This is a genomic window from Candidatus Omnitrophota bacterium, assembly GCA_025453395.1.
Lineage (GTDB): Bacteria > Omnitrophota > Gorgyraeia > Gygaellales > Profunditerraquicolaceae > JAlOQK01.
In genome coordinates this window covers 528,923-542,597 of the sequence record JALOQK010000002.1, presented here as the reverse complement: position 1 = coordinate 542,597, position 13,675 = coordinate 528,923, and the positions used below count along the sequence as shown (strand labels likewise).

The window sequence follows — 13,675 nt, the reverse complement described above, 5'->3', positions numbered from 1 at the left end:
GGGAGTCAATTGGACGGATATCTCATTGCTTGGTAACTCCGGTATTAATTGGGCAGATGTTTCTAAGTTAAGCAACCAGGGTATTAACTGGTTGGATATATCAAGATTAAGCAATACCGGTATCAATTGGACAGATATCTCCAGGCTGGGCAATCAGGGTATTAATTGGCTGGATCTGTCAGTGTTGACTAATAAAGGTATAAACTGGGCGGATATTTCTGTTTTAGGCAACAAGGCGATCAACTGGACGAGTATCGCGTTGCTTTCCAATCAAGGAATTAACTGGACAGATATATCCGCCTTAACTAATCAGGGGGTTAACTGGCTTGATATTTCGGTATTGTCAAATAGGGGTATTAATTGGATTAGTCTTACATTGCTTACTAACCAGGGTATAAATTGGAGCGATTTATCGGTGTTGTCAAATAATGGTGTAAACTGGACAAGTGTCGCATTATTAAGTAACCAGGCGATTAATTGGTCTGATATTTCGTTGTTATCCAATAAGGGTATAAATTGGTCAGATCTGTCAGTAGTGACTAATAAGGGTATTAACTGGACTAATGCTGCGCTACTTTCCAATCAAGGCATTAATTGGACTGACATTGCAGTCTTATCCAATAAGGGCTTGAATTGGTCAGATCTGGCAGTGTTATCAAATGCGAATATTAACTGGCTTGATTTGTATGTTCTTTCCGGCAAAGGTATTAATTGGACAGATGTATCGAGGCTTGGCAATACGGGTATAAATTGGGCAGATATAAGCGTCTTGAGTAACCGCGGCATTAATTGGCTGGATGTGTCTAGGTTAAGCAATGTTGGCGTTAATTGGTCTGATATTTCTATCTTAAGCAACAGAGGAATCAACTGGGCAGATTTTTCAGTGTTAGCTAATAAAGGCGTTAATTGGTCTGATATTTCAGTCTTGAGCAACAAAGGCATTAACTGGACAAGTGTGGCCATATTGAGCAACCAGGGCATAAATTGGAGTGATATTTCTCAATTAGGCAACAAGGGCATTAATTGGGCTGATATTTCAGTATTGTCTAACCAGGGCGTTAATTGGTTAGATGTTGCCCGTTTATCTAATCAGGGTATTAACTGGAGCGATGTCTCGCTTTTAGGGAACAAAGGTATTAACTGGACTGATATATCAATTTTAAGTAATAATGGCATTAATTGGTCAAGCATGGCCTTGCTGGCTAATCAGGCTATCAATTGGACAGATATTTCGAAATTCTCAAATGCAGGCATAAACTGGTTAGATATATCCCGTTTTTCAAATGCAGGGGTTAATTGGGCAGATATTTCGCGGATGAGTAATTCATTGGTTAACTGGATAGATATGGCGCGTATGTTTAATTCTGGTATTAATTGGGCTGATATTTCTTCTATGTCCAACAGGGGGGTAAATTGGCTGGATATCTCAGTATTAAGTAACCGCGGTATTAATTGGGATGATATTTCCAGATTAAGTAACCAAGGTATCAATTGGGCAGATATTTCGGTATTGTCTAATCAGAGCATAAATTGGTCAGATATCTCAAGATTAGGCAATGCCGGTATAAATTGGTCAGATATTTCGATATTAGGGAATAAGGGCATCAACTGGTTAGATGTCTCTCGTTTATCAAATCAAGGAATCAACTGGTTAGATATTTCGGTGTTAAGCAATCGCGGGATTAATTGGCTTGATTTGTCGGTATTAACGAATAACAATATTAATTGGCAGGATTTCTCCAGGCTTACGAATCAAGGAATCAATTGGGCAGATTTCTCCAGGCTTGCCAATCAGGGTATTAACTGGCAGGATTTATCCAGGCTTTCTAACCAGAATATAAATTGGGCCGATTTGTCTAGGATGGCTAACTTAGGTATTAATTGGCTGGATATTTCAGTAGTTTCCAATCAGGGCATCAATTGGACAGATATATCAGTATTGACTAATAAAGGTCTAAATTGGGCTGACTTATCGGTATTAAGCAATAAGGGGATCAATTGGCTGGATATCGGAGTATTGTCAAATAAGGGCATTAATTGGTCAGATATTTCTATGTTGAGTAACAGGGGCATAAACTGGATAGATTTATCTATTTTCTCTAATCAAGGGATTAATTGGGTTAATTTTGCATTATTGGCTAACCAGGGGATAAACTGGATGGATATATCTGTTTTCACTAATAAAGGCATTAATTGGGCAGATATAGGGCAGCTTTCTAATCAAGGCATGAATTGGGAAAATATTGCTGTTCTGTCAAATCAGGGTATTAACTGGATTGATTTCTCGCGCCTAAGCAATCAAGGGATAAATTGGACAGACTTCTCCGTTCTTTCAAACAAGGGAATTAATTGGAGCAATGTTTCTATATTAAGCAACCAAGGCATAAATTGGTCAGACATTTCTATATTAACCAATAAAGGCGTCAATTGGGCAGATCTGGCCAGCTTAAGTAATCAAGGCATTAATTGGATGGATATGGCAGCTATGCATAATATGGGGATTAACTGGTTTGATATGTCAGTAATGCATAATAAAGGCATCAATTGGTTAGAAGTTTCTTTGATGAATAACGCCGGTATCAATTGGTCCAGTGTTGCTTTATTAAGTAATCAGGGAGTTAATTGGTCTGATATATCGCGTATGAGCAATCAAAATATCAATTGGGTGGATTTGTCGCGGATGACAACAAGCAGCGTAAACTGGAGCAGCCTTGCTTTATTAAGTAACCAAGGTGTTAATTGGGAAGGGCTGCAGCAGCTTTCTAATACAGGGGTTAATTGGGCGAATCTTAAGATCTTAACCGATGTAGGGATTAATTGGGGTGATTTATCGATATTGACTAATGTGGGGGTGAATTGGTCTAATATAGGGGTTATGTCTAATACTGGAATTAATTGGCAGGATCTAAGGGTTATGTCCAGGGGGGGTATTAATTGGGATGACTTTGCCTATATGAGCGGGCGCGGCATTAATTGGACCGATGTGCAAGGAAGAAGTGTTGCTAATGTTAACTGGACAAATTTAGCCGCGATGACCTCATCTAATATTAACTGGACCCAAGTGTCAACCTTAAGTACGCGCATAGATACAATTATCACTACGGTAAATACTGTTCAGGGTTTGGTGGCTACTCTTAATAATACCATAGGCGATATTAATGATAAAGCGCGCACCGATTCTTTATTCGGCGCTATAAACTACATAGCTGATCAGGTTAATAGTATTGGGGGAGGAGTGAACTTAGATGATATTAAGGCGTCATTAGATGATATTAAGTCAAAAGTAGGCACTGTCAATGACACAACTACTAGTAAAACTTTGTTCGGTAATATTAATACCATAGAATCTTACAGCCAGTTAATCGGTGAGGTTGCGGATACTTCTTCAGCAAGTTCAGTGTTTGGAAAGATGGCCTATCTTTCAAGTAAGTCGTCTTCTATCCTGCAGGAGGTACAGGACCTGCGTAATGAATTGGGAACTAAAGGAAAATCCACTTCTTTCTTGGCCGCGGTGGATAAATTATCCAAGACTCTTGGGGAAATGCGGGAAGAATCAAAGACGCTATTGCTTAATAAGGAAGATGGCAACGCTATAACTAAGAAAATAGTGGATTCAGTAGTTCATGCTACTAACGAAAGCGGTAAATCGCTTGGTTTGAAGATGAAAAAGGTTGAAACATTGGATAAAACTGAAATTGCGGATTTAACAAGATTAAAGAAAAAGATGAATGAGGTAAAAACTATTCTTGCTGCGATCGCTGCTGCCAAAGAACAGGGCACCGCGGTTGTAAAAAGCTGGTTGGAGGCTGAATAAAATGTCCTTTAGAAAGGCGATGGTAATTTTTATATCTGTTTTTTTATGCGCGTCACAGGCATTCGCGGCAGTAAAGGTCAAACTTTTTGTTGTAAATCCATCCGATGATAAAACTACAACTTTACCCGTTAGATATGATTTTCCCGCAGAGATTAAGCAGGAAGATATACTTGACGCAGGAGGGCTTCTTATTGATTATGACCCTCAAAAAAATGTCTATTTTGCCCATCAAGATATAACATTAGATGCCAAGCAGACTAAAGAATTGCAGATAGTCATACAGGACAAGTGGGATATTCCTAGCGACAAAGTGGATAGCCTAAGAAATAAACTTGGCGAGAAGTTAAATACGATGAAGAATTCATCAAGTTACGATACCGCTAAGATGTTGGCCGATAATATTAATCTTAAGCTGGATGATATATCAAAGTCGCAAACCGAAGCCGCTGGTGATATTGAGCGCAAGATCGGTTTGTATCGCGCGAATAAGGAACGCTTGTCACAACTGGAGAATGATATTTTATCTTTGGATTATTTGGCAATTAAGTCTTCTGGAATGGAAAACGCGCGCACCGTGCGTTATGTTGTAGAGGCTACTAATACAGCAGAGGAAGAGGCGGAAACAACAGTAACAAGTTACCTGCCTAAAGGCGTGCAGCCAGAATATCTGGTTTCTAATCCCGGATTTGATATCGGCTATGATAACAAGGTAGGGCAGTATTATTTAAGTAAAAAAGAAAAGCTGAAAGCCGGAGAACGCAAGAAATATGAATTGGAAATAAAGGATATGTGGAGTTTTTCCCCGGAATTAATGGATAAATATGCGCGCGAGGCGGATGATTTCAAGAGCATATTAAAAGAAACCAAATATAATAAATTAGGGGATATGCTTCTTTCTGATATAACTAAGAGCTCGCAGGAGATACTAGAAACTCAGAAAACAGCTTCTGGTATCAGGGATAAGATATCGCTTTATAATGACAACCTCGAGCGCGAAAAGAAAATCAAGCAGAGCTTGGATAAGATGAAGGGGTTAATTGCTGATATTGTGCGCGCGCAGGAATTTTTTAGCGTCTTAAAAGAGCAAGACCCTCAGGCTCAGCTTAAGATTGCCGATATAAAGAAAAAGGAGAATATTCCCAAAGCAGAAGTCTGGCAGGTTTTTTTAATTGTTATTATATTCCTGATTATATTTAGCATCTTCGTGGGGCTTTTTTGGTATAGAAGGCTTAAGGCGGATACAGGTTCTGCTAAGTATAATAAAATCACCAAGCCTAAGCAGCAGTCTGAAGTTAAATAGAAGTTTTGCGGTATTGAGCATATAGGAAATTTGTGATATAATCTTGAAAGTATGAGCCTACAGTATAAAGAGTTTGGTTTGGTTAAAGCGGTCCGCGGTTGTATTGTGACCATTAAAGGCCTTGAACATTGTATTAATGGGCAGTTGATTAGATTTGGTTATGGTACGCTGGGCATGATTATTGGTTTTTCTGAGGATGAAACGCAAGTTCTTATTGTTAAAGAGCAGGAGCCGATAAAAACCGGAGATACCGCAACCATGACCTTGGAGCCGTTCAATGTCCCCGTAAGCAGTAAATATCTGGGGCGCATGGTTAATGTTTTAGGTGAGCCTTTGGATGGCTTGGGAGTTATCCCTCCAGAAGTTTATCTTCCTATTTTTCCTGAAGCTCCGTCTATCCTGGAGAGAGAAATTATCAAAGAAACGCTTGAGACGGGGATAAAAATAATAGATACCATAATCCCCATTGGCAAAGGACAGAGAGAGCTTATATTAGGAGATAAAATGACCGGCAAGACGACTCTCTGTACTGACATTATTATTAATCAAAAAGGTAAGAACGTTATTTGTATATACTGTTCAATTGGTAAATCTAAAGCAGCCATGAGCAGGGTTGTGGAGTTGTTTAAGAAATTCGATATGTTTGATTACGGGATCATTGTCGCTGCTATGGCGGGGCAGCCTCCGGGGCAGATGTATCTGGCGCCATACGTGGCTAGTTCCATAGGCGAGCTTTTTATGAATCAAGGCAGGGATGTGCTGGTAATCTTTGATGATTTTACCAAGCATGCCTGGGCATATCGAGAAATATCGCTTATTTTAGGCAGGCCCCCCGGAAGAGAATCTTATCCGGGAGATGTATTTTATTTGCATTCCAGAATGATTGAGCGCGCGGCTAAATTAAATAAAGAAAAAGGCGGAGGCTCAATGACATTTTTGCCTATTGTTGAACTTCTGGAAGGCGATTTAACAGGTTATGTGCCATCAAATTTAGTATCTATGACCGATGGACAGCTTTATTTAAGCGCGCAGCTTTTTAATGATGCCTTTAAGCCAGCGGTCGGTATAGGTTTATCAGTTTCCCGTATCGGAAGCAAAGTGCAATGGCCGGCGATAAAAAAGGTAAGTAAGACCCTGCGTCTTGAATATGTGCGTTTTGAAGAATTGCAGCGTTTGTCACGGCTTAAGGCTTCCGGTCAGAGCGAAGAAACAGAGAGGGAATTGGGTAAGGGCAAGATTTTGTATGAGCTTTTAAAACAAGACCGCGATAAGCCGGTACCCATGGAAGGGGAAGTGCTTATGTTCTTAGCTCATAATAAAGGCTTATTGGAAGATCTGGAAATGGGAGAGATCGCTATATTTAAAGAAGAAATATATGATTTTGCGTTTAAGCGGAATCCTGAAGTTTTACAAAAGCTGCGCGCTAAAAGGGATTTTGATGAAGGCATTGAGCAAGAGTTGATTTTTCTGATCAATGATTACCTGAAAGTGCTTATGGAAAAAAGAGCTGCTGAAGGGCAGGAACAAGAAGCTGCTGTTCAGGAAATTACCATTTCAGCGAATAAATAGGATGATCGGTAAATTTTTCTTTACGGTGCTGGATATCGATTCTATTCTCTATAAAGGAGATGTTTCTACTGTTTTTGTCCCAGGAGAAAAAGGAGAGTTTGAGCTTTTATCTTGCCATTACCCGATCATGAGTCTTTTGGGCAAAGGGGATATTATCATAGATTGGCAAGAGGCGATAAGCATTAACAGAGGGATAATTAAATTCTTAAGAAATGATTGTGTGGCCATAGTTGAGGTGGGAGATTAGATGAATACAGTTATTGTGCTTTTAATAGTCGGGGTTGTAATTTTAGGGCCTTCAGCGGTTATTGCCGCTATAGGTTATTCTACCATAAAGGCGCTGGGGAGAAATCCATCGTCGGCATCAAAAATATTAATGGGTACAATAATCATACTTGTTTTTGTAGAGGTGTTGGCTATTTTAGGACTGTTAGTTATTTTTCAGCTTTTTGGAGCTAAATAAGGAGAATTTATGGGGGATTTTCTAATTAAACTTATTGTTGTTCAGACCATTATTTTTGGCGTAGTTATATTTTTTCTAAAATTAGTCTTGACCAAGGATACGGAAAGTTCCGTAAATAGGCTTGAGACTTCTTATGAAGATGTCAAAAAGAAGAAGGATGAAATAGCGCAGAGGATTAAAGAAATAGAGGACGAATATAATAGGAAAAAGCAAGAGGCGGAAAATGTAGCCAGTGAAATAAAAGATAAGGCCACTCAAGAGGCCTATGAGATCAAGGAAAGCGCTTTTAAGCGTGCCAAGGTTGAAAGTGAAGATATCATTACTAAGGCCCAAAAGACAATAAATAAGATACATGATGATATTCGCAAAGAGACAGAAACTAAAATGGTGGAGCGTTGCGGCTCGATGATTTCGCGCATCTTAAGCAAAACCGCGGTAACCCAAATCAATAATATCCTGTGGGATGAATTCTTAAAAGAGCTGGAGAACGCTAATTTTGGGACTATTGATTCAGGGGTCAATTCCGTGGATGTTGTTTGCGCTATGCCCTTGGATGATAAACAACGCTCTAAAATAGGCGAGCTTTTATCCGTTAAGCTTAAAAAGGGTCTCTCGTTGAATGAGACAATAGATAATTCGGTATTGGCAGGGGCTATCTTGAGGTTCGGCACTTTGACATTGGATGGCAGCCTTGCCTCTAAAATTAATGAGATAGTTTTAGCAGAAAAACAGCATATCGAGGAGAGGGTTTAACTTAGGGCGCGCATGTCTAAAACCAAAAAATTGAAAATAGATTATGATGATACGGCTGAAATCCTGGACCTTATTTTGATCCTTAAGGATATTGCTACTACTCTTTTTCAAAAATCGGCTAAAAGCAAACAGATATTGATTGATTTTGTAACTTACTTTACGGATTTCTTTAAGATGGCTTCGTTTTTCGGGACCGATCATCCGCTTGTGCATCCTAAGTCAAATGCTACAGCTATTTTAGTTGTCTCAAGCGAATCCGCGTTTATGGGAGATATGAATTCACGTTTAATACGCAGTATGCAGGCGGAAGCCGATAAGAATAATGCCAACGATATCATTGTTTTAGGAAATAAAGCTGGAGAGAAAATTAAAGCGGTACTAGGCAAGACAAAAAAAGTGCATGTTGTGACCGATATACATAAGAATGGCAATTATAAAACCAGCATCAATACCAAGGATTATATTATTAATGAAGTTATGGAGGGCAGGATCGGTAAAATTGTCGCGGTTTATCCTTTTGCGATAAATATTAATTTAATCAGGCCAAAAGTTGCGGTATTATTCCCCTCAACGGAGGCTTTTCCTGTAGATAATAAAGAAGAGCCAAAAGAGGAATCCATAGAGCATGTTGTTGTGGAGTCAGATAAAAATGATATCTTAGGGTATTTAGCTTCGCTTTGGCTTACCTGCAGGATCTATGAGCTTCTTATGAATTGCGAGTGTTCCGGGTTTGCCGCGCAGGTCCAACAGTTGGAATCAGCGGGAGATAGGCTTAAGAAAGAAAAACTTCTATTAGGCGTTGCTGTTAAGAAATCGCGCAAATCAGACATATCAAAAAGCTTGGCCGAGGTTTTTGCTTCGCGGATGGTAAATACTAAATCAGCATAATATGCCAAATATTGACAATAAACCCGAAGACAGCGCTATCACGCAAGACGGATTAGAAAAAGAAAAAGCGCAAGCTCCTGTAGAGCAGCCTGCGACAGATTCTTTGTCTGTGGATCCTATTCCTGGCAAGATAGTCGCTGTGCAGGGCCCGGTTGTAGACGTGGAGTTTCCTCCCAGCAAGACTACCCCTTCGCTTTTTATCCTGCTTACCACCAAGACTTTTGATGGCCGCGAAGTATTGATGGAGGTGGCAGAGCATATTACAAGTACGCGCGCCAGATGCATATCTTTGTCTTCAACGCTTAATTTACAGAAAAACGCGGATGTTTTTGATACGGGCTCTTCGGTTAAAATACCTATCGGGGATGAATTGTTTGGCAGGGTTGTGGACGTGTCCGGAAAACCTTTAGATAAAGGGCCTATTATTGATACCGGAGTAAAACATCCTATCCGCAGGCCTGTGCCAAAGAATGTTTTTAATATATGCGATAAGCTGGGTTCAAAGCCCGAGGTTTTGGAGACTGGCATCAAGGTCATTGATTTATTATATCCTTTGGTAAAGGGCAGTAAAACTGGAGTCTTAGGGGGAGCCGGCTGCGGTAAGTCAGTTATTATCTTGGAACTTATTAATAATATTGTCAGTAAGCATAGCGGCGCGTGCGTGTTTTGCGGAATAGGAGAGCGTATCCGCGAGGGAAACGAACTTTATTATGAGCTAAAGGAGCACAATCTTTTAGATAAGGTAATGCTGGCCTTTGGGCAGATGGACCAGCCTCCAGGAGCGCGTTATGAAGTGGTGAATACCGGGATTACTATGGCAGAATATCTGGCGTCTAAGAACAAAGATGTGCTTTTATTTATGGACAATATATTCAGGTTTGTGCAGGGAGGCGCTGAAGTATCAACACTTTTGGGGCGCGTTCCTTCAGAAACCGGCTACCAGCCGACACTTGCTTCAGAAGTAGCCGCGGTTCAAGAGCGTATTCGCTCCATAGAAGGAGGGGGTTCTATCACGGCGTTTCAGGCGGTATATGTTCCGGCAGATGACTTCACTGATCCGGCAGTCGTTGCGATATTTAGTTACCTGGATTCAGTTATTACTCTTTCCCGTGAATTAGTCCAGAAAGGTATTTATCCTGCCATAGACCCGTTGACAGGCTCATGTACTAACCTTGACTATAATATTGTGGGGAGAAAACATTATGATATCTCGCAGCAGGTGATATTTTTGCTTAATAAGTACAGGCAGCTTTATAAGATAGTCCAGGTTATAGGCCTTGAAGAGTTATCCAAAGAAGACAGGAGCTCTTATACCCGCGCGGAGAAAATGATTAATTTTATGACCCAGCCGTTTGTTGTCGGAGAAATATATATTGGTAAAAAAGGCGAATATGTGACGATCCCTGATTTGATAGAAAGTTGCGCTAAGATTATTGACGGCAGGATGGATAAAGTGGATGCCAAGAATTTCTATATGATCGGAAAAGTGAAAGATTAACCTTTTAGAATTTATGAACTCAAAATTTGATGAAATAATCTTATCTTATGTGCGCAAGAATGCCATAGTTCCAGAGGATGTTTTATCAAGGCTTATCAGGAATAACGCGTCATCTGATAAATCGGTTCTTGGCCTTTTGGTGAAAGAGAATTTAGTCAATGAAACAAGTATCATAAAGAATCTGTCATCTGATCTTGGCCTGCCTTATTTAGAGATTAATTCAATCAAGATAGATAAACGCTTGTCGGAAGTCATTCCTTATAAATTCGCGTGGCACTATCGTTTTGTCCCGGTAAGCATAGAGGGCAGGCTTCTTACTATAGCATTGATTTATCCGCTTGATATAAAAACACAGGATGAATTAAGGCTGCATTTTGGTTATGAAATAAAAATGGTTATGGCTAATGAGTCTGATGTGTTGGAGCAAATTAACGCGCTTTATGGCTTAGGGGCTGATGTTGCGGGAGCGATTACTTCCGATGAATCCATGAGCGAGAATATTAAACTGGATACAGCTTCCAAGGAAGAGATTTCCGATATAGATAAATTGGCGGATGATAAATCAATAGTAAGGCTGGTTAATCAAATTATACTTGAGGCCTATAAAAAACGCGCGACTGATATTCATATTGAGCCTTGCCGGGGAGAGTTTAACGTGCGTTATCGCATAGATGGGGTTCTGTACGATACAAGCCTTTCCAGCCAGATAAAACCATACCTGAAACCAGTGCTTTCCAGGATTAAGATTATGGCCAACCTTAATATTGTGGAGCGCCGACTTCCTCAAGACGGAAGAGCGGTGGTCAAGGTGCAAAATGAGGTATTAGACCTAAGGGTATCATTTATCCCTACCGTATATGGCGAAAGCCTGGTTATCCGCATACTGCCTTCCCAAATGACCTTTGATTTAGGCAAGCTTGGGCTTTCATCCTCTGACATAAAGACATTTGAGAATTTAATAAGCAAGCCGCATGGCATTATTTTTGTCACAGGCCCTACCGGAAGCGGTAAGACTACCACTCTTTATACCTGTCTATCGCGCATTGATAAAAAAGAAAAGAAGATTGTCACCATAGAGGATCCGGTGGAATATGAAATACCCGGGTTAGTGCAAATCCAAGTTTCTTCTGAAATAGGGCTTACTTTCGCGAAGGGCTTGAGGTCTATTTTAAGGCATGATCCGGACGTGATCATGATCGGAGAGGTAAGGGATTTAGAGACCGCGGAAATCGCCATGCGTTCTGCTTTGACCGGACATTTAGTGTTCTCAACTCTGCATACCAATGACGCGCCAAGCGGTATTACAAGATTGATAGATATAGGAGTGCCAGCATTTCTGATTTCTTCAAGCGTTGACGCTTTTATCGCCCAGCGCTTGGTCAGGGTTATCTGCCCATTTTGCAAGAAAGAGGATACCTCTAATAAACAAAAGCTAAAACTTCAAATATCCAAAGAATTAGGCATTGTCTGCCCGGAGGAAATCAAGCTTTACACGGGGTCAGGCTGTGAATCTTGCAACTTTACAGGTTTCCACGGCCGCACAGGCATATTTGAAATACTTTTTATGGATTCTACCATGAAAGATGCGATTCTTAATAAACCGTCTTCAAAGATGTTAAGGTCTTTGGCTATTTCAGAAGGGATGCGCACCTTAAGGAAAGACGGTTGGGAAAAGGTTATTACCGGAGTTACTACCGCTGAAGAAATTATTAAAGTTACCGAGCAGGATTATGCTGATGAGCCTGAAGAATCGTTTGTTCAGCCCGCGCCGTTGGCTACTATAGAAACGGATTCGTTACAATACGATGATTCGCACACCCGCCGGCTTTTTCCGCGCTTGCCGATTAATATCCCGTTTTCCTGGAAATTTTATTCCAAAGAGCATAAATTTCCTACCCAGGATATGCCGTATATAAACACGATGACTAAGAACGTTGGTGGCGGGGGCGTGCTTTTTAGTTATCATGAGCCGCTTGTTTTAGGCGCGATCTTAGACATCAGCATTAATATCTCTTCGGAAATAAATATAAATTGCTTAAGCAGGGTTGTCAGGGTAGAAGAAGTTGAAGATGGCATAAGTTACCATATCGCGATATGTTTTCTGGATCTATCGGGAGCGGACAGGGCTAAGTTAAACAGGCTTATAATTGAGCGCAGCAAAATAAGGACTTAATATGCCTAATTTTAAATATACAGCTAAAAAAAGCCCCACAGAGCTAAAAGAAGGGATACTCGAGGCCTCTAACAGAGATGCCGCTGTGGATTTACTTAACCGCCAGGGCCTGGTGCCTGTTAAGTTAGAGCTTGTTTCTGGAGATCTGCAGCGCACAAGCTATAGCCAGGCTCATTCCAAAGTTTCCTTAAAACAGGTTATTATCTTTACAGGCCAGCTTTCGCGTTTGGTAAAAACCGGTGTGCCCATATTAAAGGCCCTTGCCATAATAGAAGAACAAACCGCAAGTAACGGCCTGTCCCAGATTATAGATGAGATTATTGCTGACGTAAGATCCGGCGCGGCCTTATCGATTTGTTTGGCTAAATATCCTCTGGTCTTTCCCGGGTTATACATAGCTATTATAAGATCCGGAGAAAATACCGGCAATTTATCTTTAGCTTTGGATAGAGTAGGCGGGTACCTTATAAAGGAGCATGAACTGCGCAAAAAAGTGAAATTTGCCTTAATATATCCTTGTTTTATGTTGCTGGTAGGACTTGCTACGGTAGTTTTTATGCTTGTGTTTGTTGTCCCCAAAATAAGCTCTATGTATGTTAATTTAGAGCAACAGCTTCCCTGGGTAACCAGTAGTCTCCTTTGGGCAAGCCAGTTGTTAAAGTCTTATTTTATTTGGTTCTTGTTGGCGTGTATTTTAATAGTTTTCGTGCTAAGAAATATAGCCAAGCGCAATAAAATCCTATTAAGCAAAGTGCTTTTAGCAATTCCTTTATATAATGGTTTCATTGTGAAATCAGAGTTGGCGCGTTTTAGCGCCTCTTTGGAACTTTCACTTAAAAGCGGAATTAATATTTTAAAGGCCGTAGATTTAGCTATACCTGTTATGGACAATGAAGCCATAAAGAAAGAAATTTCTTCGGCATCTGAAAGGATAAGATCGGGTGGCGCTTGGGGGGTGGATTTAAAGAAATCAAATATCCTGCCTAAATTCTTTGGGAATTTGGTTAGCGTCGGAGAGGAATCCGGCAGGCTTGATGAGATGTTCGCGGAAATCGCGCGCTATTTTCAGGAAGATACCGATGATGCCCTTAAAGTCATTACTTCGTACCTTGAGCCGGTTACGATACTTATCGTGGGCATAGTGTTAAGTTATGTTATAATTGCCATGCTTTTGCCGATATTGCAGCTTAATTTATTTGTAAATTAACCCTATTACC

General features: G+C 40.4%; 10 protein-coding genes. All 10 read left to right on the top strand.

The genetic code is table 11. The features are described from left to right. A partial coding sequence (locus MUF05_04005) for a hypothetical protein (protein MCU0666244.1) occupies window positions 1-3,814 on the top strand: 3,814 nt, incomplete at its 5' end. Window position 3,815: 1 nt separating this feature from the next. Beyond that, the gene (locus MUF05_04000; GenBank protein ID MCU0666243.1) at window positions 3,816-5,114 is read left to right on the top strand and encodes a hypothetical protein; all 1,299 of its coding nucleotides are present in this window, start codon (window positions 3,816-3,818) and stop codon (window positions 5,112-5,114) included. 51 nt (window positions 5,115-5,165) lie between these two features. Next, window positions 5,166-6,683, top strand: a complete 1,518-nt coding sequence (gene atpA / locus MUF05_03995; protein MCU0666242.1) for a F0F1 ATP synthase subunit alpha — start codon at window positions 5,166-5,168, stop codon at window positions 6,681-6,683. A gap of 1 nt (window position 6,684) precedes the next feature. Next, window positions 6,685-6,930: a hypothetical protein gene (locus tag MUF05_03990; GenBank protein MCU0666241.1), complete on the top strand. Its 246-nt coding sequence runs from the start codon at window positions 6,685-6,687 to the stop codon at window positions 6,928-6,930. Next, complete coding sequence (locus MUF05_03985; protein MCU0666240.1) at window positions 6,931-7,146, top strand: hypothetical protein; 216 nt, start codon at window positions 6,931-6,933, stop codon at window positions 7,144-7,146. Between the two features lie 9 nt (window positions 7,147-7,155). Next, the gene (locus MUF05_03980; protein ID MCU0666239.1) at window positions 7,156-7,899 is read left to right on the top strand and encodes a F0F1 ATP synthase subunit delta; all 744 of its coding nucleotides are present in this window, start codon (window positions 7,156-7,158) and stop codon (window positions 7,897-7,899) included. Between the two features lie 12 nt (window positions 7,900-7,911). Next, window positions 7,912-8,787: a F0F1 ATP synthase subunit gamma gene (locus MUF05_03975; GenBank protein MCU0666238.1), complete on the top strand. Its 876-nt coding sequence runs from the start codon at window positions 7,912-7,914 to the stop codon at window positions 8,785-8,787. A gap of 1 nt (window position 8,788) precedes the next feature. After that, entirely contained in the window at window positions 8,789-10,285 is a 1,497-nt protein-coding gene (atpD, locus tag MUF05_03970; GenBank protein MCU0666237.1) for a F0F1 ATP synthase subunit beta, read from the top strand. 13 nt (window positions 10,286-10,298) lie between these two features. Continuing rightward, entirely contained in the window at window positions 10,299-12,458 is a 2,160-nt protein-coding gene (tadA, locus tag MUF05_03965) for a Flp pilus assembly complex ATPase component TadA (GenBank protein ID MCU0666236.1), read from the top strand. A gap of 1 nt (window position 12,459) precedes the next feature. Then, window positions 12,460-13,665: a type II secretion system F family protein gene (locus tag MUF05_03960; GenBank protein MCU0666235.1), complete on the top strand. Its 1,206-nt coding sequence runs from the start codon at window positions 12,460-12,462 to the stop codon at window positions 13,663-13,665. The last annotated feature ends 10 nt before the right edge of the window (window positions 13,666-13,675 follow it).